Origin of the sequence: Pseudomonas sp. zfem004, assembly GCF_032621715.1 — a bacterium.
Classification (GTDB): Bacteria; Pseudomonadota; Gammaproteobacteria; order Pseudomonadales; family Pseudomonadaceae; genus Aquipseudomonas; species Aquipseudomonas sichuanensis.
The window spans coordinates 98,716-122,571 of record NZ_JAVYJF010000017.1 but is presented as its reverse complement, the minus strand read 5'-3'; the positions used below and the strand labels follow the sequence as shown (position 1 = coordinate 122,571).

The following is a 23,856-nucleotide window of genomic DNA, read 5'->3' as shown; positions in this document are numbered from 1 at the left end:
GGGGGAGCAATGTGGGCCAGGGAAGGTGGCATGACGTTGTTGGAGGTGCTGGTGGCCATGGCGGTGCTGGCGCTGGGCGTGTTCATGGCAGCGGCGCTGCAGGTGCGTGGTTTGCAGGCCAGCGACAACGCCCGGCGTGAGGGCCAGGCGCTGCAGTTGTTGCAGGGCATGCTGGAGCGGGTGAGAGCGGCGGGTGCGCTATCGGCTGCCGACCAGGCGGCCTGGCAGGTACAGGTACCTGCCGTGCTGGGGGCTTCGGCTGAGGGCAAGGTCAGCCACAGTGCTGGCCGGCTGATGCTGGAGGTGCACTGGTCAGTGGGCGCTGAGCGGCAGGTGCTTGGCTTGCAGGGCAGGGTGCAGCCATGACGCGCCGGCAAACAGGTGTCGGCCTGACTGAGACGATGTTGGCGCTGGCGCTCGGGCTGATGCTGCTGGCAGCAGCGAGCCAAGTGTTCGGTTCGGCCTACCAGGCCTGGCGCCTGCAAGGCGCGACCGCGCGGATGCAGGATGACGCCCGGCTGGTCCTGCAGCGCATGGCCGAGGATATCCGCATGGCCGGCATGTTCGGCTGCTTGCGCCTTGAGCCCGAGGACTTCCGCGTGTCCGACGCTGCTCAGGCCTTTGCCAACCCGATCCAGATCACCCCTGGCAACATCACTCTGGTCGGTGCCGCGCTACCCGGCCTGCCTGGCCCATCGGATTGGACAGTGCTCGGCGATTGCAGCAGTTGGGCGCACGTGATGGGCGGCCAGCATGTGCCGGCGGGCGATCTGTTCGCCTTGCCGGTGCGCCGGCTGGTCTACCAATTGCGCGATGGAAGCCTGTTGCTCCTCACCAAATCCCAGAACGCCAGGCTGATCGACAATGTGCGGGCGCTGGAGCTGTCCAGGGTGGGCCAGCGTGTGGATATCCGCCTCATCCTGTACGACCGCCAGCACCAGCTTGAGCAACAGCACCAGATAAGCGTGGCCGTGCGCAATCCGCAGGGTGACGCATGAAGCGCCAGCGCGGCGTCGTCCTGCTGTTGGCGTTGAGCCTGAGCCTGCTGCTGGGATTGCTGGCGGCCCAGGGGCTACGTGAAGCACTGGTGCAGCAGCAAATGATGAGCGAGCAACTGGCGGGTGCGCGCGCTTTTGAGCAGGCGGAGGCCAGCCTGGTCGAGGGCGCAGCGTTGTTGTCGACTCACTTGCCCGAGGAGTGCTCGGCGTGCCTGCCCCCCGGCCTTCCGGGCGACGATCCTGTTCCGCCCTGGCAAGCAACCGACAGCGGCTACGTCCTGCTGCAGAACCTTGGCGAAAGCACCAAGGCTGCCGGCATGCCGGCAGGCGAGCAGGTGACGCTGTTCCGGGTAACGGCCGTCAGCCATCAGGTGCACGGCCGTCGGGCCCTTGAAGCAATGTATGCGCTGGATGGCGCGGCCGTGATGCGACGCATCAGCTGGCGCCAACGCCTGGAGGACGACTGACATGCAGCGTGGTCTGAGCCTTATCGAGTTGTTGATTGTCGTGGCGCTGATCGGCATGCTGGCAGCCATTGCCTACCCCAGTTACAGCGAACAGCTACAGCGTGCCGCGCGCAGCGAGGTGGCCGGCCTGCTGCAGGATGCGGCGCTGCGCCTTGCGCGCCACCACACCCGCGTCGGCGGCTATGCCGACAACGAACAGCTGGTGACGCCATTGCCCATGGGTAACCGCTACTACCGCCTGCAGGCTCGCCGTGAAACAGACAGTTTCACGCTGTTGGCCATTCGCCTGCCCGGCGGGTTGATGGCGCACGATCGCTGTGGCGACTTCCAGCTCGACCAGGCAGGCGTGCGCAGCAACCCAGGTGCTGGCGACGATGCCGAGCTTTGCTGGGGAAGCTGAAGATCAGAAGGTGCCTCGGCACCGTGGAATTACTTCAGGTGTTGGATCGAACGATGAGCAAGCAAGTAGTGATTGTGGGCGGTGGCGTCATCGGCCTGCTGACGGCGTTCAACCTGGCGGCCGAGGTCGACCGGGTGGTGCTGTGCGACCAGGGCGAAGTCGGTCGCGAGTCGTCGTGGGCGGGGGGCGGTATCGTCTCGCCACTGTACCCGTGGCGCTACAGCAAGGCGGTGACCGCGCTGGCGCACTGGTCGCAGGATTTTTATCCACAGCTGGGCGAGCGCCTGTTCGACAGCACCGGCGTCGACCCCGAGGTGCACACTACCGGCCTGTACTGGCTGGATCTGGACGATGAAGCCGAGGCCCTGGCATGGGCTGCGCGCGAACAGCGCCCGCTGAGTGCGGTGGATATCTCGGCGGCCTACGACGCCGTGCCGGTTCTGGGCCCGGGCTACCGCCACGCGATCTACATGGCCGGTGTGGCCAATGTGCGCAACCCGCGCCTGGTCAAGTCGCTCAAGGCCGCGCTGCTGGCGCTGCCCAACGTTACCTTGCGCGAGCATTGCCAAGTCACCGGCTTCGCCCAGGAAGGCGGGCGCATCGTCGGTGTACAGACCAACGACGGCGTGCTGGCCGCCGATGATGTGGTGCTCAGTGCCGGTGCCTGGAGCGGCGATCTGTTGCAGACCCTGGGCCTGGAACTACCGGTGGAGCCGGTCAAGGGCCAGATGATCCTGTTCAAGTGCGCCGAAGATTTCTTGCCTAGCATGGTCCTGGCCAAGGGGCGCTACGCGATCCCGCGCCGCGACGGGCACATCCTGGTGGGCAGTACCCTGGAGCACGAAGGCTACGACAAGACCCCCACCGCCGAAGCGCTGGCCAGCCTCAAGGCCTCGGCCATCGAGTTGCTGCCGGCCCTGGCCGATGCCACGGTGGTCGGCCACTGGGCCGGGTTGCGCCCGGGCTCGCCGGAAGGCATTCCCTTCATCGGCCAGGTGCCGGGGCATCAGGGGTTGTGGCTGAACTGCGGGCATTACCGCAACGGCCTGGTGCTGGCGCCGGCATCGTGCCAGTTGTTCACTGATTTGCTGCTGGGCCGCACGCCGATCATCGACCCGGCGCCGTATGCGCCGGCGGGTCGCCTGGGCTGAGGTTGCCGGATGCGATTCAGCCTGTGGGAGCGGGTTTACCCGCGAAGCAGGCGGCGCGGTGGATGGCACCGGCTCTGCCGGTGTTCGCGGGTAAATCGCAGGGGCGAACCGCCGCTCCCACAGGATACGCACGCCCTGTGGGAGCCGGCTTGCCGGCGATGGGGCAAACGCAGTACTGGGCTTAGCCCTGACGCCCAGGCCCCTGCTCCAGATGCTGCTGGCTGCAATACCAGTCCTTGCCCAACTGCAGGGCACGGTCATTGGGCAGGTGCACGCCGCAGTGGGCGCAGCGCACCATCCGCAACGGGTCGTCGAGGCGTGGCTCGGCGGGGGATTGCTGGCTGGTCTTGAACTTGCGCCACAGCCAGAACGCGGCAGCGATAAGGGCGATCCAGAAAAGTAGGCGAACCATGGTGTCCAGCTTGTCGAGAGAAGAAGGCGACAGTCTAGGATGCGGCCAATAAAAAAGGGAGGCCTTGGGCCTCCCTTCTTCGTCACGCGCAGGGTCAGTCGAACATGCCGAAGGTCATGTAGCTGAACCACGAGCGGTCTTTCTCGGCTTCTTTCGGGCCTTCCGGCAGGATCGGGTCGCCGTTCTCGTCCTTGGGCAGCAGGTCTTCCGGCATCTCGGAGCGAGCGTCCTGGAACTGGCGCACCACGTCCTGGTTGGCGCGGGTCTCGCCCGGCGGCAGCGGTGTCTCGGTTTCGATCAGGCCCAGAGTGGCCTTGGACAGCCAGGAACGGTTGCCGTTTTCATCCTGGGTGGCGACGAACTGGCCATCGACCAGGCTCGGGTGGTTCGGGTAGTTGAGCTTGAGAGTTTCCAGGCTGGTAGCGGCCAGTTCGTCCAGGTGCATGCGCTGGTACGACTCGACCATCACCGCCAGGCCGTCGCCGACCGATGGGGTTTCCTGGAAGTTCTCGACCACGTAGCGGCCACGGTTGGCGGCGGCCACATAGGCCTCGCGGCTCAGGTAGTAGTTGGCCACGTGGATTTCGTAGCTGGCCAGCAGGTTGCGCAGGTAGATCATGCGCTGCTTGGCGTCTGGCGAGTAACGGCTGTTGGGGAAGCGGCTGGTCAGCTGGGCGAACTCGTTGTACGAGTCGCGGGCGGCGCCTGGGTCACGCTTGGTCATGTCCAGCGGCAGGAAGCGCGCCAGCAGGCCACGGTCCTGGTCGAAAGAGGTCAGGCCTTTGAGGTAATAGGCGTAGTCGACGTTCGGGTGCTGCGGGTGCAGGCGGATGAAGCGCTCGGCGGCGGACTTGGCGGCCTCGGGCTCGGAGTTCTTGTAGTTGGCGTAGATCAGCTCGAGCTGGGCCTGGTCGGCGTAGCGGCCGAACGGGTAGCGCGACTCCAGGGCCTTGAGCTTGTTCACGGCGCTGGTGTAGCTGGAGTTGTCCAGATCAGCCTGGGCCTGCTGGTACAGCTCGGCCTCGCTGAGGTTCTCGTCAATGACTTCCTTGTTCGAGGAACAGGCAGCGGTGAGCCCGAGGATGGCGATCAGCAGCAGGTGTTTCACTTGCATGGCGGCTTGCGTCCCTTTGACGGCCGCTGTCTTGGGCGGTGCCGTCCTGTTATGATGAGCGCCCCCGGCCAAACCCCGGGGCAAAAGAAGCCGTATTTAACCACAAGCACGCAGCCGAAACCAAAGGCTGTACGCCCGCCGAATTGAGCATGTCCGAGATCATTCAACTTAGCGCAGAGGTCCCGTCCGAACTGGGCGGCCAACGCCTCGACCAGGTCGCCGCCCAACTGTTCGCCGAGTACTCGCGTTCGCGCCTGACTTCGTGGATCAAGGACGGCCGCCTGACCGTCAATGACGCGGTACTGCGGCCGCGCGACACCGTTCACAGTGGCGACATCCTGGCCCTCCAGGCCGAACAGGAAGCCCAGGGTGAATGGGTGGCCCAGGATATCGAGCTGGACATCGTCTACGAAGACGACCAGATCCTGGTGATCAACAAGCCTGCCGGGCTGGTGGTCCACCCGGCGGCCGGCCATGCCGATGGCACCTTGCTCAATGCCCTGCTGCACCATGTGCCGGACATCATCAATGTGCCGCGCGCGGGTATCGTGCATCGTCTGGACAAGGACACCACCGGCCTGATGGTGGTGGCCAAGACCCTGCAGGCACAGACCAAGCTGGTCGAGCAGCTGCAGAGCCGCAGCGTCAGCCGCATCTATGAATGCATCGTGGTGGGCGTGGTGATTGCCGGTGGCAAGATCGACGCGCCGATCGGCCGTCACGGCGGCCTGCGCCAGCGCATGGCGGTCACCGACGGCGGCAAGCCGGCGGTCAGCCACTACCGGGTACTCAAGCGCTTCCGTTCGCACACCCATGTGCGGGTCAAGCTGGAAACCGGCCGCACCCACCAGATCCGTGTGCACATGGCCCATGTCGGCTATCCGTTGGTCGGCGACCAGACGTACGGCGTACGTTTCCGCATTCCACCGGCCGCCAGCGTGACCATGGTCGAGGCGGTGAAGAACTTCCCGCGCCAGGCCCTGCACGCACGCTTCCTGGCCCTGGATCACCCGACCACCGGTGAGCGCATGGAGTGGAAGTCGGAGCTGCCGGACGACTTCAAGTGGCTGCTGTCGCTGCTCGAACAGGACCGCGAGAGCTTCATCGGATGAGTGGCCTGACGCAGTCGCTGATCTTCCCCGACTGGCCGGCCCCGGCCTCGGTACGCGCCTGTGTCACCACCCGCGAGGGCGGCGTCAGCCTGCCGCCCTATGCCACCTTCAATCTTGGCGACCATGTGGGCGATGACCCGCTGGCCGTTGCCGAGAACCGTCGTCGCCTCAGTGATGAATTCGCCATCCAGCCCGCCTGGCTCAAGCAGGTGCATGGGCTGGTGGTGGCTGACGCCAATCCGGCCGAAGTCGCCGAGGCCGATGCCAGCTGGACCGACCAGCCCGGCATTGCCTGCACCGTGATGACCGCCGATTGCTTGCCCGCGCTGTTCTGCGACCGTGCCGGCACCCGTGTGGCCGCCGCCCATGCTGGCTGGCGCGGGCTGGCCGGTGGTGTGCTGGAAGCTACCCTGGACCGCCTGGCCGTGCCGCCTGAAGAGGTGCTGGTGTGGCTGGGCCCTGCCATTGGCCCGCAGGCATTCGAAGTGGGCCTGGAAGTGCGTGATGCGTTCACGGCCGTGCATCCCGAGGCAGCTGCAGCCTTTGTAGACGGTGAACGGCCGGGCAAGCTGATGGCCGACATCTATGCGCTGGCGCGGATCCGCCTGGCCGCACGCGGTGTGACGGCTGTTTACGGCGGTGGTTTCTGCACCGTCAGCGATCAACGCTTCTTCTCCTATCGCCGCACCCCGCAGGGTGGGCGCTTTGCTTCGTTGGTGTGGCTCAGCCCTCGCTAATCCTGGGGCCGCTTCGCGGCCCAATCGCTGGCAAGCCAGCTCCCACATGTCAAGGTTTGTGCTGCCCCTGTGGGAGCCGGCTTGCCGGCGATTGGGCTGCGCAGCAGCCCCCGGCAATCTCAATCCCACCACCCTCCCTGCTGACCTCCGTCAATCCCGCTACGCTTGAATCTTCCAGAATCACCCCTATCTATTGGTCATCTCAGGCAGGTTCTTCATACAGGTGCTGTCCATCGCTCCGCCTGCCCTTTATAGGAAGGTATCCCCATGCGAATAGACCGACTGACCAGCAAGCTGCAACTCGCGTTATCCGATTCCCAATCCCTGGCCGTGGGCATGGACCACCCGGCCATCGAGCCCCTGCACCTGTTGCAGGCGCTTGTCGACCAGCAGGGCGGCTCGATCAAGCCGCTGCTGATGCAGGTGGGCTTCGACATCAACAGCCTGAAGAAGGCGTTGACCAAGGAGCTCGACCAGCTTCCGAAAATCCAGAACCCCACCGGCGACGTGAACATGTCCCAGGACCTGGCGCGCCTGCTCAACCAGGCCGACCGCCTGGCCCAGCAGAAAGGTGACCAGTTCATCTCCAGCGAACTGGTGCTGCTCGCCGCCATGGACGAGAACAGCAAGGTCGGCAAGTTGCTGCTCGGCCAGGGCGTGACCAAGAAGGCCCTGGAAAACGCCATCAACAACCTGCGCGGCGGCGCGGCGGTAAATGACGCCAACGCCGAAGAGTCGCGCCAGGCCCTGGACAAGTACACCGTCGACCTCACCAAGCGTGCCGAGGAAGGCAAGCTCGACCCGGTGATCGGCCGTGACGACGAAATCCGCCGCACCGTGCAGGTGCTGCAGCGCCGCACCAAGAACAACCCGGTGCTGATCGGCGAACCCGGCGTGGGCAAGACCGCCATCGCCGAAGGACTGGCCCAGCGCATCATCAACGGTGAAGTGCCCGATGGCCTCAAAGGCAAGCGCCTGCTGGCGCTGGACATGGGCGCGCTGATCGCTGGCGCCAAGTACCGCGGCGAGTTCGAAGAGCGCCTCAAAGGCCTGCTCAACGAGCTGTCCAAGCAAGAAGGCCAGATCATCCTGTTCATCGACGAACTGCATACCATGGTCGGCGCCGGCAAGGGCGAGGGCGCCATGGACGCCGGCAACATGCTCAAGCCGGCCCTGGCCCGTGGCGAGCTGCACTGCGTAGGTGCCACCACGCTCAACGAGTACCGCCAGTTCATCGAGAAGGACGCTGCCCTCGAGCGCCGCTTCCAGAAGGTGCTGGTCGAAGAGCCGAGCGAGGAAGACACCATCGCCATCCTGCGCGGCCTTAAAGAACGCTATGAAGTGCACCACAAGGTGGCCATCACCGACGGCGCGATCATCGCCGCGGCCAAGCTCAGCCACCGCTACATCACCGACCGTCAGCTGCCGGACAAGGCCATCGACCTGATCGACGAAGCCGCCAGCCGCATCCGCATGGAGATCGACTCCAAGCCGGAGGTGCTCGACCGCCTCGACCGCCGTCTGATCCAGCTGAAGGTGGAATCCCAGGCGCTGAAGAAAGAAGAGGACGAAGCGGCGAAGAAACGCCTGGAAAAACTGACCGAAGAAATCGAGCGGCTGGAGCGCGAGTACTCCGACCTCGAAGAAATCTGGGCTTCCGAGAAAGCCGAGGTGCAGGGTTCGGCGCAGATCCAGCAGAAGATCGAGCAATCCCGCCAGGAGCTCGAAGCCGCCCGCCGCAAAGGCGACCTCAGCCGCATGGCCGAGCTGCAGTACGGGGTCATCCCGGACCTGGAGCGCAGCCTGCAGATGGTCGACCAGCACGGCAAGAGCGACAACCAGCTGCTGCGCAACAAGGTGACCGAGGAAGAAATCGCCGAAGTGGTCTCCAAGTGGACCGGCATCCCGGTGGCCAAGATGCTCGAAGGTGAGCGCGAGAAGCTGTTGAAGATGGAAAGCCTGCTGCATGAGCGGGTGATCGGCCAGGACGAGGCGGTGACTGCCGTGGCCAACGCCGTGCGCCGCTCCCGTGCCGGGCTGTCCGACCCGAACCGCCCCAGCGGCTCGTTCCTGTTCCTCGGCCCGACCGGCGTGGGCAAGACCGAGCTGTGCAAGGCCCTGGCCGAGTTCCTGTTCGACACCGAAGAGGCCATGGTGCGCATCGACATGTCCGAGTTCATGGAGAAACACTCCGTGGCGCGGCTGATCGGTGCCCCACCAGGGTATGTGGGTTATGAAGAGGGCGGTTACCTGACCGAGGCCGTGCGCCGCAAGCCGTACTCGGTGGTGCTGCTGGACGAGGTGGAGAAAGCCCACCCGGATGTGTTCAACGTGCTGCTGCAGGTACTTGAAGACGGCCGCCTGACCGACAGCCACGGCCGCACCGTGGACTTCCGTAACACGGTGATCGTGATGACCTCCAACCTGGGCTCGGCGCAGATCCAGGAACTGGTGGGCGACCGCGAGGCGCAGCGTGCGGCGGTAATGGATGCGGTGGGCGCGCACTTCCGGCCCGAGTTCATCAACCGTATCGACGAAGTGGTGGTGTTCGAGCCACTGGGCCGCGAGCAGATCGCCGGTATCACCGAGATCCAGCTGGGCCGCCTGCGCAGCCGCCTGCTGGAGCGCGAGCTGAGCCTGAGCCTCAGCCCCGAGGCCTTGGACAAGCTGATCGCCGTGGGTTACGACCCGGTGTATGGCGCACGGCCGCTCAAGCGTGCGATCCAGCGCTGGATCGAAAACCCGCTGGCGCAGTTGATCCTTGGTGGGCAGTTCCTGCCTGGTGCGGCGATCACGGCAAAGGTGGAAGGCGACGAAATCGTCTTTGCCTGATCACTGTTGAAATGCAGAGCCCCGCGAAAGCGGGGCTTTTTTTTGTGCTTGGGTCGACAGCATCGCGGGGCAAGCCCGCTCCCACGCCTGCACCACCTGCCCCGCGATAGGGCCGGTGCGGCCCAGCAAAATCGGCTCTTCCCGACCTTTTTTCATAACTTGCTGAAATTTTTGAAAAAAACGCTTGCCAGGAAAAAGAAGTGCCCCTAATATACGCCGCGTTGTCAGCCACTAAGCGAATCACCAGCAACACCGGTGACCGCAAAACAACTTACAAATCAGTAAGTTGAATGAAAAAAAGGGGTTGACAAGCAAAACGAAGAATGTAGAATAGCCGGCCTCAGCAGCGACAAAGCGAAAGCAGCGAAGCTAAAGAGCCCGAAGCGAACACAGCCTTCGGAGTAGCAGTGAAGTAAGTTGTACCGAAGTTCAGTTCCGCGATAGCTCAGTCGGTAGAGCAAATGACTGTTAATCATTGGGTCCCTGGTTCGAGTCCAGGTCGCGGAGCCAATCTCGGGGTGTAGCGCAGTCCGGTAGCGCGCCTGCTTTGGGAGCAGGATGTCAGGAGTTCGAATCCCCTCACCCCGACCATTTTCAGGGTCGTTAGCTCAGTTGGTAGAGCAGTTGGCTTTTAACCAATTGGTCGTAGGTTCGAATCCTACACGACCCACCATGTAAAGAGGGCATCTCGAAAGAGATGCCCTTTTTCTTTTGCCCGCGATTTATATTCCCGCCCTTGCTACCCTGTGCGCTTTGCCCGCAGGAGCGCCGCAGCATGCCTTTGAAAGCCAGTGTGTTCATCGCCACCAGCCTGGATGGCTTCATCGCCAGGGAGGACGGCAGCCTTGATTGGTTGATGGGGGCGACCGAGTCGGCCGATGACCATGGCTATGCGGGGTTCATGGCCGGCGTCGATACGCTGGTGATGGGGCGTGGCACCTTCGACAAGGTAATGACCTTCGGCCAGTGGCCCTATCCGGACACCCGCGTGGTGGTGGTCAGCGCCAGCCTGGCAGCGTTGCCCGCCAATGCACCGGGGCAAGTCGAGCTGCACCCCGGGCCGATCCCTGAGCTGCTCGAGCACTTGCAGGCCACGGGCGCGAGAAGCCTGTACCTGGATGGCGGCAAGTTGATTCAGGGGTTCTTGCGTGAGGGGCTGGTGAACGAGCTGACCATCACCCGCATTCCCGTGTTGCTGGGGCAGGGGATACCGCTGTTTGGCGAGTTGGCGAAGGATGTGCTGTTGCAGCACATGAAGACGACCAGTTACGAGAGCGGGTTCGTGCAGAGCACGTATCGCGTGGTCCGTTAACGTCGCCGATTGGCCATGTGTATCTTGTGGGAGCCGCGCTACCGTGCAGAAATCATGACGTGGGAGCGGGCTTGCCCCGCGATGGTGCCAGCCGTTACAACGATGGCGCCTGAGCTGACGTCATCGCGGGGCAAGTCGCATCGGCGCACCGCCGCTCCCACAAGATCTTCGTATTTACCTTGAGCCGCGGTGCGGCTGTCAGTGCAGCTTCAGACGAGGCTCGGTCCCGCGCCCAATCTTGCTACCCAGCATCAGCATCGCCGTGCGGAAGAAGCCATACAACGCCATCTGGTGCATGCGGTACAGCGACACATAGAACATCCGCGCCAGCCAGCCTTCCAGCTTCACGCTGCCCATCAGGTTACCCATCAGGTTGCCCACCGCCGAGAAGCGCGACAGCGACACCAGCGAGCCATAGTCCTTGTACTCATAGGTCGGCAGCGCCTTGTTCTCCAGGCGAGCCTTCAGGCTCTTGGCCAGCAACGAAGCCTGCTGGTGCGCAGCCTGGGCCCGTGGCGGCACGTTGCGGTCGCTGCCCGGCTGCGGGCAGGCGGCGCAATCGCCGAAGGCGAAGATATTGTCGTCGCGGGTGGTCTGCAGGGTCGGGCGCACCACCAGCTGGTTGATGCGGTTGGTTTCCAGACCGTCGATGTCCTTCAGGAAGCCCGGCGCACGAATACCCGCCGCCCACACCTTCAGGCTGGCCTGGATCACTTCGCCGGACGCCGTCTTCAGGCCATCCTCGGTCACTTCACTGACCGCGGCGTTGGTCATCACCGTTACCCCGAGTTTTTCCAGGGTCTTGTGCACCGGCACGCTGATGCGCTCGGGCAGCGCCGGCAGTACGCGCGGGCCGGCCTCGATGAGGGTGATGTGCATGTCCTTCGGCTGGATCTTGTCCAGGCCATAGGCCGCCAGCTCATGGGCGGCGTTGTGCAGCTCGGCCGCCAGCTCGACACCCGTGGCACCGGCACCGACGATGGCCACGCTGATCTTCTCGCTGGCCACATCGCCCGCATGGGCGCGCAGGTAGTGGTTGAGCAGTTGCTGGTGGAAGCGCTCGGCCTGCTTGCGGCTGTCGAGGAACAGGCAGTGCTGCGCCGCGCCCAGGGTGCCGAAATCGTTGGTGTTGCTGCCCACGGCGATCACCAGGCTGTCGTAGCCAATGGTGCGCGCAGGCAGCAGCTCACGGCCCTCGTCATCGAGGGTCGCAGCCAGCTGGATCTGCTTGGTCTCGCGGTCTAGGCCGCTCATGCGGCCCATCTGGAAGTTGAAGTGGTTCCACTTGGCCTGGGCTACGTAGTTCAGTTCATCTTCCGAGGAGTTCAGCGAACCGGCCGCCACTTCGTGCAACAGTGGCTTCCAGATGTGCGTCAGGTTGGCATCAACCAGGGTGATCTCGGCCTGTTTGCGCTTGCCCAGGCTTTTACCCAGGCGGGTCGCCAGTTCCAGGCCGCCGGCGCCGCCGCCGACAATCACGATGCGATGAGTCATAGGGATATCTCACAAGTTTTACGGAATTCGTGGGCACAAGGCCCGGCCGCAACGCAGCCGAGGGGAGGGCGAGCGCAAGGCAGCTCATAGCACCAGTCCACTCAACAGGCGGCTCAACAGGCCCAGACCGATGGTCACGGCCACCACCAGCAACAGGAGCAGCAACGGCCGGAAAGGCCTGCGCTCGACACGATGCTGGGGGGCACTCAAGTACTCATCGACGCGACGCTGATCTTCAGGATTCAGGCGGCTGGTCATGGTGGGCCTCGTAGATAGACGTTTCTGACTGCGTGTACGCCACAGCGTTCACGCAAACGCGTGGAACGAATGATAATGCGTTCTATCTCTGGCGCCGAGTGTACGTGATCGCAAAGACTCTCGGCACTGGATCAAAGACTGATGCCTACATCGAACACGATGCTGCGCCCCAGGTTGCCCCGCAAGAAATCCGGCGCATCCGGGTGGGCGAACAGCACCCGGGCAAAGGTCGGCCCCACCAGCGACAGCGAACGCCAGCCCTGGCGCAGGTATTCGGTGGGTGGCGGGAAATGGCTGTTGAGGTCGAGCACCTCGCGCTTGAGGCTGGCGAAGGCAATGATGTCCAGCTCGCTCAAGTCCAGCCCGCGCTCCCGGTAGTTGTGCGCCTTCTTGCGCAAGGTCGGCGCCAGGCGCGCCAGCAGCTCCTGGGCAGGGATGCGCCGCGGCCGTGCTTCGCGGCGCACCAACTGGCTCAGGGAAAACGCACTGCGCCGGCGTTGCAGCTCCTCGCGCCATTCGTCGTTGAGCCGCCGGCCCTCGTCGAGCACGAAGAACACCTCGAACGCCGCATCGCGAAACAGCACATCCGGCGGCTCCTGCCCGGCCGGGGTGAAGTCCTCGCTGCGGTAGGCAATGTTCAACCCTTGCAGCAGGCGCTGGCACACCCAACGCTCGCGCTCCCATTTGCGCGCATTGGAGAGAAAGGCATTGGCTTGTTCGGCCTGGATGGTAAGCAGGCGCAAGTAGTCGGAGTCATCCATGGGGACAAGCTTAGTCGCTAAACGATGACGGTAAGATGCTGTTTGTGCGTGGGAATCAGGCCAGTACCAGCCATTGCTGAACGATCCCCAGCAAATGCAGCAACCCGCCCCCCAGGCAGATCACCGAACTGACCGCGATAAACCGCCGAGTCCGCCCCGTGCCGGCCAGCAGCACCGGGCCCAGCAGGCCACGAGCCAGGTACACCAGGGTAATCAGGCAGATCACCGGCAGCAGGAAGGGCAGGGGTTTGATCAGCCCGGCAGCCGACAGCGCATAGGCCGACCAGGCCAGCAACACCAGCGCAATGGCCGTGGTGACCAGTGCCGGGTAGCGGCGCCCCTGCTCGGAGGCCCTTGCCATGCGCTCGCCCGCGCCGAACAAGCGGTACCAGCGCGGCCCGACCAGGATGATCGCCAGGTGTAGCAGGCCCGCGACCGCGCTGAATGCCGCGCCCAACAGCAGTGGGAGGTTGAGCCCTTCAGGCATGGCGGACGCTTCCTGCATCGAATGGAGGTGCCAGCCTATAGCAACCGGACGAAAGGGAGAATGGGTGTAGACTCAGGCTTGTCCACATGGCCGACAGGGATATTGCTCAGGTGATCAGCGCACAGGTCTTGTCCAGCACCAGCCTCACCCTTGGCTGGCTCGGTTACGTGCCCCTGCTGGTCTGGGCCATCAGCCGCACCCGCTGGGTCGAGCTGTTCACCGATACGCGCCGCCAGCACCTGCTGTTCGGCACCGTGTTCGCGTTGTTTGCCCTGTGGCTGGTGCGCCGCGACTTCGACACTGGCGTGTCCTATCACTTCATCGGCATGACCGCCGTGACCCTGCTGCTGGACTGGCCGCTGGCGGTGCTCGGCGGCTTTCTTGCCCAACTCGGTTTGTTGCTGCTGGGCCGCCAGGACCTGGCCGCAATCGGGGTCAATGGCCTGTTGATCGTAGGCCTGCCGGTGCTGGTCACCGAGGTGTGCGCGATCCTGGTCGAACGCGCCCAGCCGCGTAACCTGTTCGTCTACATCTTCTGTTGCGGTTTTTTCCCCGCCGCCCTGACGGTGCTGGTGTGCTTGATGGCCGGGTTGGGGTTGCTGTGGATGGACGAGCGCTTCGCCATGCCGGAGTGGCTGAGCGACTTCGTCGGCTACCTGTGGCTGATGATGTTCCCCGAGGCGTTCATCAACGGCACGGTGATCAGTGCGCTGGTGGTGTTCAGCCCGGAGTGGCTGGAGACGTTCAACCGCACCCGCTACCTGCAGGCGCCGTGGAAGGATGACGACCGCTGAAAGCATCGCGGGGCAAGCCCGCTCCCACGAGGCCGCCAATGGCGTATCACTCGTGGGAGCGGGCTTGCCCCGCGATTACGGTGGTACTCACACCACCGAGCCCAGCTTAGTGCCGCCCACTCCCGAGAGGCAGCCAATGGCGTATCACTCGTGGGAGCGGGCTTGCCCCGCGATTACGGTGGTACTCATACCACCGAGCCCAGCTTAGTGCCGCCCACTCCCGAGAGGCAGCCAATGGCGTATCACTCGTGGGAGCGGGCTTGCCCCGCGATTACGTTGGTACTCACACCACCGAGCCCAGCTTAATGCCGCGGCTCCAGATCCCCCGAATACAGCTCATCCTCAGACTCATCAGAGCCCGCAATCTTATGCTCCTCAGCCGCCCAAGCCCCCAGGTCGATCAACTTGCAACGGTCGGAACAAAACGGCCGAAACGGACTCTGCTCCCCCCATTCCACAGGCGCGCCACAAGTCGGGCAATCAACGGTCATCGGCTGGCTCATGGCTGGCCTCCTCGCAAAGTCAGGTAAAAGTGGTGCAGGCGGCCAATCTCGTCGTGCAACGATTGCAGGTCACGATCGTTGACCACCACATCATGTGCATGGCGCAGGCGCTCTTCCCGGGCCAACTGGGCCTTGAGAATCGCCTGCACCTGTTCGGGGCTGGTGTTGTCGCGCTGCAAGGTGCGCTGCACCTGCAACTCGGTAGGGGCATCGACCACCAGGATGCGCTGCACCTTGTTGAACTGCCCCGACTCGATCAGCAGCGGCGAGACATACACCGCATAAGGCGACTCGGCCTTGGCCAGGTAACTGAAAATCTCCTGCCCGATCAGCGGGTGCAGCAATTGCTCCAGCCACTGCCGCTGCGCAGGGTCGGCGAAGATCAGCTGGCGCAGGGCGGCGCGGTCGAGCTGGCCGTCCGCCTGCAGCACGCCGGGGCCGAAGCGCTCGACAATACGGGCCAGGGCAGGGCGGCCGGGTTCGACGACCCAGCGCGCGGCCTGGTCGGCATCGACCAGGTGCACGCCCAGCTCGACGAAGCGCTCGGCGGCGGCGCTCTTGCCGCTGCCGATGCCGCCGGTCAAACCGAGAATCCAGGGGGTGAAGGGCGCTGTGCTCATCAGGTTCCAAGCAGTTGCAGGTATGAGGCGACTATTTCATCACCCCAGAGCACTGCGATCCAGCCCGCAATGGCCAGATAAGGCCCAAAGGGCAGCGCAACGCCCATCTGCGCCCGGCGCAGGCGCACCAGCATCAGCCCGATCAACGCCCCGGCCAACGACCCGAGCATCAGCGTCAGCGGCAGGATCTGCCAGCCGCCCCAGGCGCCGAGCATCGCCAGCAGCTTGAAGTCGCCCTGGCCAATGCCGTCCTTGCCGGTCAAAAGCTTGAACACCCAGAACACCGACCACAGGCTCAGGTAGCCAGCCACCGCGCCCCAAACTGCATCGGCCAGTGGCACCAGCAGCCCGAAGGCATTGACCACCAGCCCCAGCCACAGCAGCGGCAGCACCAGTACATCCGGCAGCAACTGGTGCTCGGCATCGATCAGGCTCAAGGCAATCAGGCCCCAGGTCAGCACCATCACCAGCAACGCTTCGATGCCCGGCCCGAAATGCCAGGCCACCAGCAGCGAAAGCAGTCCACACCCAAGCTCCACCAAGGGATAGCGCGCGCTGATCCGCCCCTTGCACGCCGAACAGCGACCGCGCAACGCCAGGTAACTCAGGACAGGAATGTTCTCCCACGCACGAATCCGGTGCTGGCAATGGGGGCAGCGAGAGGCCGGCAGGCACAGGTCGAAGCGCTCGTGCGCGGCCCCCGGCAACCCCAGCACTTCCTGCGCCTCCCGCTGCCACTGGCGCTCGAGCATGATTGGCAACCGGTAGGCCAGCACGTTGAGAAAACTGCCCACCAACAACCCCAGCACCACGACCAGGCTGTAGAAAAACGGTGGATGTTCGAGGATCAAGGTCCAGGCATTCATGTTCAGATCAGGCTACCCAACTGGAAAATCGGCAGATACATCGCCACCACCAGGCCGCCGACCAGCAGCCCGAGGATCAGCACGATGGCCGGCTCCAGTAGCGTGGTCAACTGCTCCAGCCCCTGGCTCACCTGCTCCTCATAATGTAGCGCGGCTTTGTCGAGCATCTGGTCCAGCGTGCCGCTGGCCTCGCCGACCGCCACCAGCTGGCGCAACAATGGCGGGAACAGCGCGTCCGCCTCCATCGCCTGGTGCAAGCCCAGCCCGTTCGCCACGCCCTGGCGCAGGGCCAGGATCGCCCGCTCGTGCAGGCTGTCACCACTCACCGGCGCCACCGTCTGCAACGCATCCAGCAACGCCACCCCCGCCGTATAGGAGGTCGCCAGGCAACGGGCGAACCGCGCCAACGCCGCATGGCCCAGCAAGCGCCCGACCACCGGCACCCGCAAGATCAGCCGCAACATCCACAAGCGCGCAGGCACATGCCGCCGATACAGCGCGCGCGTGCCCAGCCCCAATGCCGCCACCAGCACCGCCAACCACACCACGTGATTGCCCAGCGCTGTGGATAAGTCGATCACCCACTGAGTGAAGGCCGGCAATGCCTTGTCGAAACTGGCGAACAGGCTCTGGAACCGCGGCACCACCTCCAGCAGCAACAACGCCGCCACCCCCAACCCGGTCAACAGCAGCAGCGCCGGATACAACATCGCCTTGCGCACCTTCTGCCGCAGCGCCTGGCGTTTCTCCAGCATCGTCGCCATCTGTTCCAGTTGCCGCTCCAGCGTGCCGGAGTGCTCGCCCACCCGCACCAGGTTGCAATACAGCGCATCGAACCACGCCGGGTGGCGCTGCAAGGCCTCCGCCAGCCCCAGCCCCGCCGCCACATCCCGTTTCAACTGCGCCAGCAGCCCACTCATCGCACTGCCCGCGTTGCTACGCAGCATCACCTCGAACGCCTGCAACAGCGGCACACCCGCCGTCAGCAAGGTCGCCAGCTGCCGGCTGAACCCCGGCGCATCCGCCTTGCCTTCGCGCTGCGGCCAGCGCCATCGCCAGCCCCCCGCCGGCTGCACCCGCGTAGCGCGAATGCCCTGGCGCTGCAGCCACGCCCGCACGAACGCCGGGCTGCGCCCAGGCTGCTGGCCCTGTTGACGAACCCCGGCGGCATCGATGCCCTCCCAGGCGTAGAGGCGGGTAGACGGTGGCATGCAAAGTCCTTTGCAGTGAAGCGACAAGCCCCGTAACAGCTTGCCGGGCCCGACAGCGGGCGCGATCCCATGACGGTCACTAGAGTAGTTCAGCACCAAGCCCGCCCCGCCAGCCAGGGGTGACAAAAGGTGTCGGTTCAGGCCTACTGCGCGCCTGCCGGCAGGGCCCAGCGCCCCCGCGCCTCCACGCATTACGAAGGAATACCGCCTATGAAAGGGCAACGCGGCATCACCCTGATCGAACTGATGATCGTCGTCGCGATCATCGGCATCCTGGCGACCATCGCCATCCCGATGTACACCAACCACCAGGCCCGCGCCAAAACCGCGGCCGCCCTGCTGGAAATCTCCGCCCTCAAGACCCCGATGGACATCCGCCTGAACGACGGCAAGAACGTCCCCGACGTCGCGAGCCTCGGCGGCCAGGCCGCCACCGCCCACTGTGCCATCACCGCCACCGGCACCGCAGCCGACGGCTCCGGCAGCATCCTCTGCACCCTGGCCGAAGCCCCCGCCAACGTGCTCGGCAAAACCCTCACGCTCACCCGCACCCAGGCCGGCTGGAGCTGCACCACCACGGTCGAGGAAGACCTCGCCCCGAATGGCTGCAAGGCGCAGTGAAAGTGAGGTGAAACAGGGGTTTGCGTAACGCACACGGCAGTGGTACGTTGCGCAACACGCCGGTGTAGCTCAGTCGGTAGAGCAGCGCACTCGTAACGCGAAGGTCGCAGGTTCGATTCCTGTCTCCGGCACCAGAGATCAGTTTCTAGAAGTCTACGGCTATCTACGAAACACCCCGCAAAGCCCGCCTAGTGCGGGCTTTGCTGTTTCTGTCTGTCTCGTTGATGGGTAGCAAGCCAACAAATTGAACACTTCATCAGGCTGGAGGCGATTCCCCAGACTTTTGACCCAACACCCATGTGAGGATAAATTTTTACAGAGTCACCGCATACCATCGTGGGAACGGGCTTGCCCTCGAAGAATACAACGCGGTGTACGGCGCTGGCCTAGCCTGTGAACCCTCCTGAAAAATGCAAGACAAACACCCGGTCCGCAGCCCTTCGCCCCAATTGCCCACGGCCATTCATCCAAGCTACCATTGCTAATAATTCCTATTAGCATAATGGCGTCCCCCCATGAATGCCCCTCCCAGTGCTCCAGCCCCGGGTTTCGAACTGGAGGCACTCTACCGTGCCCACCACGGCTGGATCCGCCAGTGGCTACAGCGCAAGCTCGGCAATGCCCATGATGCAGCGGAGCTGGCGCAGGATGTGTTCGTGCGGTTGCTGACCAAACCCCACGCCTTCAATGACCACGAGCATGCCCGTGCGTACCTGGGGCGCATGTCGCGCAACGCCTGTGTGGATTTCTGGCGGCGGCGACGGGTGGAACAGGCCTACCTGGAAGTGCTGGCAGCCCAGCCAGAGCATCTGGTGCCATCGCTGGAGCATCAGGCGGTCATCCTCGAAACGCTGGGGCAATTGCAGGCGATGTTCGAACGCATGCCCAAGCGGGTGGCCGAGGCGTTTTTCATGGCGCAGCTGCAGGGCATGAAGCAACGCGAGATCGCCGAGCAACTGGGCGTGAGCGAGCGTAGCGTGAACACATACCTGGCCCAGGCGATGTACCAGTGCTTGCTGCTGGAAGTGCAGCTGGATGACGCGCTGAAATGAGCAGGACACAACTGGACCATGCCGTGCTGCAAGCGGCTGCCGGATGGTTTGCGCGGCTGTACGCAGCGCAGCATGACCCCGCTGCCAACGCGCAATGGCGTGCCTGGCTGAACGAAGATGCGCGCCACCGCCTGGCCTGGTCCTATGTAGAAAACATCAACCAGCGTTTCGGTACCCTCGACGGCCAAACAGAGCAGGCGCGACAGGTGTTCGACAGCGTCCGCCGAGGCCAGCAATCGCGCCGTGCCGTGCTTGGCAGCCTCTGCGTGGCGGGTGCAGCAGGGCTGTTGGGGTGGGGCGGCTGGCAGCGAGGTTGGGTGGACTCGCCACGGGCCTGGTTTGCCACCTACCGCACCGGCTTGGGCGAGGTGCGGCCGCTCACCTTGGCCGATGGCAGCCAGCTGTGGCTGAACGGCGAAACAGCGCTGGATGTGCAGTTTGATGAGGGCGTGCGGCAGCTGCGCCTGTATCACGGTGAAATCCTGATTCAAACCGGCAAAGACCCTCGGCCCCTGGCCGTGGCGACGCGGGCAGGCCGCATGCAACCGCTTGGCACGCGCTTCAGCGTGCGGGATCAGGGCTTGCAAACGACCTTGAGCGTGTTCGAGGGCGCCGTGCAGGCAACCTGTTCCAACAGTGGTTTGCAAACCACGCTGGGCGCCGGGCAAATGCTGGTGTTCGATGCGCAGCAGGCCAGCACATCCACGGCTGCACAAGCCTTGCGCCAGGACTGGAGCCGTGGAGTGCTGGTTGCAGAAGACATGCCGTTGGACCAGGTGATCGACGTTCTGCGCGACTACCGCCATGGCCACCTGGGCATCGACCCTTCGCTGAACAGCTTGCGCGCGGTAGGTACCTTCCCGTTGCTGGACACGGACCGAACCCTGGCAATGCTTGAGCGTGCGTTGCCCATTCGGGTAGTACGCACCTTGCCTTGGTGGGTCTCCGTCGAGGCGAACTGAAATAAGACAAAATTCTTTTTCTGGTTTTGAGGTGCTCATGCGCTTGGTGGGATGACGCTACTTCATCCTACTTCCGCAAGGACCCCTTCATGCTGCTTCGCGACTCTGCTTCCTCGCGCCGTCACCCGCTGGCGCTGGCCATTTTCCTTGCCCTTGGCTGCCACACTGCTGCCGCCCAGGCCGACAGCAACGGCGCAGCGGCACAAGGGGTGGTGTATGACATTCCGGCCGGGCCGCTGGCGCGGCAACTGAACCTGCTGGCTAGCCAGGCCGGGTTGTTGATTGGCGGTGATGCCACGCTCACCGCCAACAAGCAGAGTCAGGCGGTGCGCGCTACCAGCGTGGAGCAGGCGCTTGCGCAGATACTGGCAGGCACTGGTGTGCAAGCGGTGCGCACCGGCGAGCGGGAATTCCAGTTGGTGCGTCAGGCCGAGGACTCAGCGGGTGTAGTGACCCTGGGCAGCACCACCATCTCCGGTCAGGGCCTGGGCGATGTGACAGAGGGCACGGGGGCTTACGCCACGGGCCGTTCGTCCACCGCCACAAAGCTACCCATGAGCCTGCGCGAAACGCCGCAGTCGGTCACCGTGGTCACCCGCCAACGCATGGATGACCAGAACATGCAAAACCTCGATGACGTGATGCGCAATGCCACTGGCGTCACCATCATCAAGAACGGCGGCGAGCGCTCGCTGTACCAGGCCCGCGGGCAGACAGTCGAAAACCTGCAGATTGATGGCGTGCCGACCAACATCGGCAACCCGTACTCGATGGACACCATCTCCAAGCCCAACACCGACATCTACGACCGCGTGGAAGTGGTGCGCGGCGCCACCGGGCTGATGGAAGGCGCGGGTACCCCGTCGGCGTCCATCAACCTGATTCGCAAGCGGCCCACGGCCGAGCGCCAGGCGTTGATCGAGACGTCGGTCGGATCGTGGGACGATTACAAGACCATGGTCGACCTGTCTGCACCGCTGAACGAAGCAGGTACCCTGCGCGGCCGTTCGGTCATTACCTACAACAATGCCAACAGCTACCTGGACACGGCCCAGAAGGAAAACCAGCTGTTCTACGGCATTCTCGAAGCCGACCTGGATGAGTCGACCCTGGCCACCTTCGGTTTCACCTACCAGAAGGACCGCAACTCGGGCTATGACTGGTCGGGCCTGCCCAGCCAGGAGAGCGGCGCGTTCTACCCCATTTCGCGTTCTACCTCGCTGACCGGCGACTGGAACCACCTGGACAAGCGCAATACCACCGTGTTTGCCGATATCCAGCACACCTTCGCCAACGGCTGGAAGGGTGTGGTGGCGGTGAACCAGATGTGGGCCAAGTCGGACTTCCTGGGCAACTACACCTTCCCAGGTGGTGGCACCGACCTGTTCACCCTCAACCCGCGTCATTTTCACTTCGATGACACTCAGACCAGCATCGACGGCTACTTCACCGGCCCGTTCCAGCTGCTGGGCCGCCAGCATGAGCTGATTGTTGGCGGCAACTGGAACAAGGACGACTTCGACTATCACGGCGGGCGCGATGCCACATACCGCTACATCGTCGACATGAACAACCTGGCCGCGTTCGACCCGCCCAGCCCGACCGCCCTCAACGTCAACCAGTGGCAATACAACCGCACCCAGGAGCAGAAGGGCGTGTATGCGGCCAGCCGGTTCAGCCTTACCGACAGCACCACGCTCATCCTCGGCAGCCGCTGGAGCTGGTACAGCCACGATGCGCTGGACGACACCAATGGCGTGCGTGAGCCCAAAGACCATAAGCACTTCTCCAAGAGTGGCGAAGTCACCCCCTATGCCGGCCTGGTGCAGGACCTGAACGAAAACTGGTCGGCCTACGCCAGCTACACCGAAATCTTCAAGCCGCAGAGTTCGCAGGACCCAGATGGCAACACGCTCCTGCCGATGACCGGCACCAACTACGAAATCGGTTTGAAGGGCGAGTTCATGGACAAGCGCCTGCAAACCTCCATTGCGCTGTTCCAGGCCGACCAGTCAGGCCGTGCCGAACGGGTGACCTGTGCGCAGACCTTTGCCTGTTACCGTGCATCCGACAAGGTGCGCAACAAAGGCATCGAGCTGGAGCTGACCGGCGAGGTGCTGCCGGACTGGAACGTGTCGGCGGGGTACACCTATACCCAGTCCAAGTACATCGGTGGTGAGCAGAAAGGCGAGGACTTCAACGGCGCCTCGCCCCGCCACCTGTTCAAGGTTGCGACCGACTACCGCCTGCCGGGCGCGCTCAATCAGCTGCGTGTGGGTGGCAGCTTCTATGCACAAAGCAAGATGACCCAGACCGAAGTCGGCGAAGACTACAAGATCCAGCAGGACGCCTACCACCTGACCAACCTGCATGCGATCTACGAGATCAACAAGAACCTCGAAGTGCAGTACAACCTGGATAACGTGTTCAACAAGAAGTATTACCAGACCTTGGGCAACCCCAACTACTGGAACTTCTATGGCGAGCCGCGCAATTTCAACCTGGCGCTGCGGGCAAGGTTCTAACTGGCTGATGCGCCGGCAAACTCATTGGCGGCGCTTTGTGGGAGCGGGTTCACCCGCGGAGCATTCACGGCGGTGGATGGCACCGGCGTTGCCGGTGTTCGCGGCTGAAGGCGCGCCTACGAAAGGCAGCTACAGGTCCATGCTATGTAGCTAACCTGTACGCATCTGCCGTGACATGGCTGCTGTACGCAGGAGACCATCTGGTCTGCCGGGTTCCAAGTTCCCGGTTCGCCAACCTGCGTACAGAGGCCACCCATTGTTTGGCGACAGTGCGTGGTGGTTTCAACTTAACTTGGAGTCTCTCATACCTGTGGTGTAGGTAATTTCACGCGACATCCCTTGCCTTTTCCCAGGCATCCTGAGCTTGCATAAGCAGCCCTCAAGGAATAAATTCCCTCCGTCGCGGCCAATTCCGCGACCGGGTTTGGCGACCCGACCGATAAAGGCGCAACGGCGCCCCGACCACGATTGCAGGCGCTTTTTTTGTGCCCGCAGTTTCGTGTAATGGCGGCTGTGCGTGGGAGACCTTCGGGTCTGCCGGGTTCCTTTTCCTCGGTTCGCCAACCTGCGTACAGCTGCCACCCTATTCGTTTGGCGACGATGGTGTGGTGCTTCAATCGAAAAGGACCTCATGCATGCTCATCGCAAATCTGTACAGGATCCTCGCATCCGCTCTCCGCCGCCCAACCCCCGCGGCCACCCCATCCCCAACCTTCTACCCGATCGACAGCCAGTCCCTCGCCAACCGTGAGGTACCCCATGACTGACCACGAACGCCTATCCACCATCCAAAGCTACGCCTGGACCCTCGAACTGCTAGGCGAAGCCCTGGTCCAGCACGACGAAATGCTGGAATGCGAACACAACCCGCAACTGAGCTTTCGCAACACGGCGGGGATCCACCAGGCAATCCGGATCATCAGCCGGCTGGCCAGCGAGCAGGTCGGCAAGCTGGAGTCGATGAGAGAAGAGGGGGATATAAACGCCTGATGCTAGGTGCCACAGGGGCCGCTTTGCGGCCCTCTCGCGCGCCATCTATCGGATGGGCCTGTCGGCCTGCAAAATGAAAATGTACTTAGCATGCTAATCAATGCTTTGGCATTCGCTGCCTAGGATGGCTCGTACCTGCTTTCGGCCCATCGCGGGGCACATCCGCGATGGGCCGAG

The 23,856-nt window shown here is 63.7% G+C and carries 25 protein-coding genes and 4 tRNA genes; 19 read left to right on the top strand and 10 right to left on the bottom strand.

The annotated features are described in order from the left end of the window. Window positions 1-9: 9 nt before the first annotated feature. The 5 genes from pilV to thiO are packed head-to-tail and all read left to right on the top strand — an operon-like array spanning window position 10 to window position 3,016. Complete coding sequence (gene pilV / locus RTH46_RS26350; RefSeq protein WP_410478580.1) at window positions 10-366, top strand: type IV pilus modification protein PilV; 357 nt, start codon at window positions 10-12, stop codon at window positions 364-366. Continuing rightward, window positions 363-998: a PilW family protein gene (locus tag RTH46_RS18905; RefSeq protein ID WP_279845236.1), complete on the top strand. Its 636-nt coding sequence runs from the start codon at window positions 363-365 to the stop codon at window positions 996-998. The genes pilV and RTH46_RS18905 overlap by 4 nt, the downstream gene beginning before the upstream one ends. Continuing rightward, window positions 995-1,465 (top strand): hypothetical protein, encoded by a 471-nt coding sequence (locus RTH46_RS18900; RefSeq protein WP_316906346.1) that lies wholly within the window; start codon window positions 995-997, stop codon window positions 1,463-1,465. Before RTH46_RS18905 ends, RTH46_RS18900 begins: the two co-directional genes overlap by 4 nt. Window position 1,466: 1 nt before the next feature. After that, window positions 1,467-1,865: a type IV pilin protein gene (locus RTH46_RS18895; RefSeq protein ID WP_316906345.1), complete on the top strand. Its 399-nt coding sequence runs from the start codon at window positions 1,467-1,469 to the stop codon at window positions 1,863-1,865. Window positions 1,866-1,918: 53 nt separating this feature from the next. Then, window positions 1,919-3,016: a glycine oxidase ThiO gene (gene thiO, locus RTH46_RS18890; RefSeq protein WP_316906344.1), complete on the top strand. Its 1,098-nt coding sequence runs from the start codon at window positions 1,919-1,921 to the stop codon at window positions 3,014-3,016. A gap of 181 nt (window positions 3,017-3,197) precedes the next feature. Here the strand turns inward: thiO and RTH46_RS18885 are convergent, their stop codons facing one another. Together RTH46_RS18885 and RTH46_RS18880 are read right to left on the bottom strand one after the other, a co-directional pair. Then, complete coding sequence (locus RTH46_RS18885) at window positions 3,198-3,428, bottom strand: PP0621 family protein (RefSeq protein WP_153788160.1); 231 nt, start codon at window positions 3,426-3,428, stop codon at window positions 3,198-3,200. Window positions 3,429-3,522: 94 nt separating this feature from the next. Further along, the gene (locus RTH46_RS18880; RefSeq protein WP_153788159.1) at window positions 3,523-4,542 is read right to left on the bottom strand and encodes an outer membrane protein assembly factor BamD; all 1,020 of its coding nucleotides are present in this window, start codon (window positions 4,540-4,542) and stop codon (window positions 3,523-3,525) included. A gap of 149 nt (window positions 4,543-4,691) precedes the next feature. Here RTH46_RS18880 and rluD point away from each other — a divergent pair, with 149 nt between their 5' ends. The 7 genes from rluD to RTH46_RS18845 all read left to right on the top strand — a co-directional run bounded on the left by rluD (window position 4,692) and on the right by RTH46_RS18845 (window position 10,535). Then, window positions 4,692-5,654 (top strand): 23S rRNA pseudouridine(1911/1915/1917) synthase RluD, encoded by a 963-nt coding sequence (gene rluD / locus RTH46_RS18875; RefSeq protein WP_279845232.1) that lies wholly within the window; start codon window positions 4,692-4,694, stop codon window positions 5,652-5,654. Beyond that, window positions 5,651-6,391 carry a peptidoglycan editing factor PgeF gene (gene pgeF / locus RTH46_RS18870; protein WP_279845231.1) on the top strand — a complete coding sequence of 247 codons (741 nt, stop codon included), beginning with the start codon at window positions 5,651-5,653 and terminating at the stop codon, window positions 6,389-6,391. Before rluD ends, pgeF begins: the two co-directional genes overlap by 4 nt. Before the next feature lie 267 nt (window positions 6,392-6,658). Next, window positions 6,659-9,223 (top strand): ATP-dependent chaperone ClpB, encoded by a 2,565-nt coding sequence (gene clpB / locus RTH46_RS18865; RefSeq protein WP_153788155.1) that lies wholly within the window; start codon window positions 6,659-6,661, stop codon window positions 9,221-9,223. 434 nt (window positions 9,224-9,657) lie between these two features. Continuing rightward, window positions 9,658-9,733: transfer RNA gene (locus tag RTH46_RS18860), tRNA-Asn, on the top strand. A 4-nt stretch (window positions 9,734-9,737) separates the two neighbouring features. Further along, window positions 9,738-9,814: transfer RNA gene (locus tag RTH46_RS18855), tRNA-Pro, on the top strand. 6 nt (window positions 9,815-9,820) lie between these two features. After that, a tRNA-Lys gene (locus RTH46_RS18850) sits at window positions 9,821-9,896 on the top strand. A gap of 102 nt (window positions 9,897-9,998) precedes the next feature. Continuing rightward, a complete protein-coding gene (locus RTH46_RS18845) occupies window positions 9,999-10,535 on the top strand; it encodes a dihydrofolate reductase family protein (protein ID WP_153789245.1) in 537 nt (178 codons plus the stop codon). A 198-nt stretch (window positions 10,536-10,733) separates the two neighbouring features. On the opposite strand, the gene RTH46_RS18840 is transcribed toward RTH46_RS18845, so the two are convergent. From RTH46_RS18840 to RTH46_RS18825, 4 genes are all read right to left on the bottom strand, one after another. Further along, window positions 10,734-12,029 (bottom strand): NAD(P)/FAD-dependent oxidoreductase, encoded by a 1,296-nt coding sequence (locus tag RTH46_RS18840; RefSeq protein ID WP_153789244.1) that lies wholly within the window; start codon window positions 12,027-12,029, stop codon window positions 10,734-10,736. A gap of 84 nt (window positions 12,030-12,113) precedes the next feature. Continuing rightward, entirely contained in the window at window positions 12,114-12,287 is a 174-nt protein-coding gene (locus RTH46_RS18835) for a DUF3094 family protein (protein ID WP_110991747.1), read from the bottom strand. A 131-nt stretch (window positions 12,288-12,418) separates the two neighbouring features. After that, a complete protein-coding gene (locus RTH46_RS18830; protein WP_110991746.1) occupies window positions 12,419-13,048 on the bottom strand; it encodes a DUF1780 domain-containing protein in 630 nt (209 codons plus the stop codon). A gap of 55 nt (window positions 13,049-13,103) precedes the next feature. Beyond that, window positions 13,104-13,535, bottom strand: coding sequence for a hypothetical protein (locus RTH46_RS18825; RefSeq protein WP_316906343.1), 432 nt, complete (start codon window positions 13,533-13,535; stop codon window positions 13,104-13,106). A gap of 86 nt (window positions 13,536-13,621) precedes the next feature. On the opposite strand from RTH46_RS18825, the gene RTH46_RS18820 reads away from it, so the two are divergent. After that, window positions 13,622-14,329: an energy-coupling factor ABC transporter permease gene (locus RTH46_RS18820; protein WP_153789242.1), complete on the top strand. Its 708-nt coding sequence runs from the start codon at window positions 13,622-13,624 to the stop codon at window positions 14,327-14,329. A 302-nt stretch (window positions 14,330-14,631) separates the two neighbouring features. Here the strand turns inward: RTH46_RS18820 and yacG are convergent, their stop codons facing one another. From yacG to RTH46_RS18800, 4 genes are read right to left on the bottom strand one after another with little or no spacing between them, the layout of a single operon-like run. Continuing rightward, on the bottom strand, window positions 14,632-14,832 hold the full coding sequence (gene yacG, locus RTH46_RS18815; RefSeq protein ID WP_110991743.1) for a DNA gyrase inhibitor YacG: 201 nt from the start codon (window positions 14,830-14,832) through the stop codon (window positions 14,632-14,634). Beyond that, window positions 14,829-15,452 carry a dephospho-CoA kinase gene (coaE, locus tag RTH46_RS18810; protein WP_316906342.1) on the bottom strand — a complete coding sequence of 208 codons (624 nt, stop codon included), beginning with the start codon at window positions 15,450-15,452 and terminating at the stop codon, window positions 14,829-14,831. Before coaE ends, yacG begins: the two co-directional genes overlap by 4 nt. Further along, complete coding sequence (locus tag RTH46_RS18805; protein WP_316906341.1) at window positions 15,452-16,318, bottom strand: A24 family peptidase; 867 nt, start codon at window positions 16,316-16,318, stop codon at window positions 15,452-15,454. Before RTH46_RS18805 ends, coaE begins: the two co-directional genes overlap by 1 nt. Before the next feature lie 2 nt (window positions 16,319-16,320). Further along, window positions 16,321-17,529, bottom strand: a complete 1,209-nt coding sequence (locus RTH46_RS18800; RefSeq protein WP_316906340.1) for a type II secretion system F family protein — start codon at window positions 17,527-17,529, stop codon at window positions 16,321-16,323. Window positions 17,530-17,739: 210 nt separating this feature from the next. On the opposite strand from RTH46_RS18800, the gene RTH46_RS18795 reads away from it, so the two are divergent. From RTH46_RS18795 to RTH46_RS18770, 6 genes are all read left to right on the top strand, one after another. Next, window positions 17,740-18,150 (top strand): pilin, encoded by a 411-nt coding sequence (locus RTH46_RS18795; RefSeq protein ID WP_316906339.1) that lies wholly within the window; start codon window positions 17,740-17,742, stop codon window positions 18,148-18,150. Between the two features lie 58 nt (window positions 18,151-18,208). Further along, window positions 18,209-18,284 (top strand) — tRNA-Thr (locus RTH46_RS18790). A gap of 381 nt (window positions 18,285-18,665) precedes the next feature. Then, on the top strand, window positions 18,666-19,202 hold the full coding sequence (locus RTH46_RS18785; RefSeq protein ID WP_316906338.1) for a sigma-70 family RNA polymerase sigma factor: 537 nt from the start codon (window positions 18,666-18,668) through the stop codon (window positions 19,200-19,202). Beyond that, the gene (locus RTH46_RS18780) at window positions 19,199-20,164 is read left to right on the top strand and encodes a FecR domain-containing protein (RefSeq protein ID WP_316906337.1); all 966 of its coding nucleotides are present in this window, start codon (window positions 19,199-19,201) and stop codon (window positions 20,162-20,164) included. The genes RTH46_RS18785 and RTH46_RS18780 overlap by 4 nt, the downstream gene beginning before the upstream one ends. An 89-nt stretch (window positions 20,165-20,253) precedes the next feature. After that, window positions 20,254-22,689, top strand: a complete 2,436-nt coding sequence (locus RTH46_RS18775; protein WP_316906336.1) for a TonB-dependent siderophore receptor — start codon at window positions 20,254-20,256, stop codon at window positions 22,687-22,689. A gap of 759 nt (window positions 22,690-23,448) precedes the next feature. Then, on the top strand, window positions 23,449-23,679 hold the full coding sequence (locus RTH46_RS18770; protein ID WP_316906335.1) for a hypothetical protein: 231 nt from the start codon (window positions 23,449-23,451) through the stop codon (window positions 23,677-23,679). Window positions 23,680-23,856 lie beyond the last annotated feature (177 nt).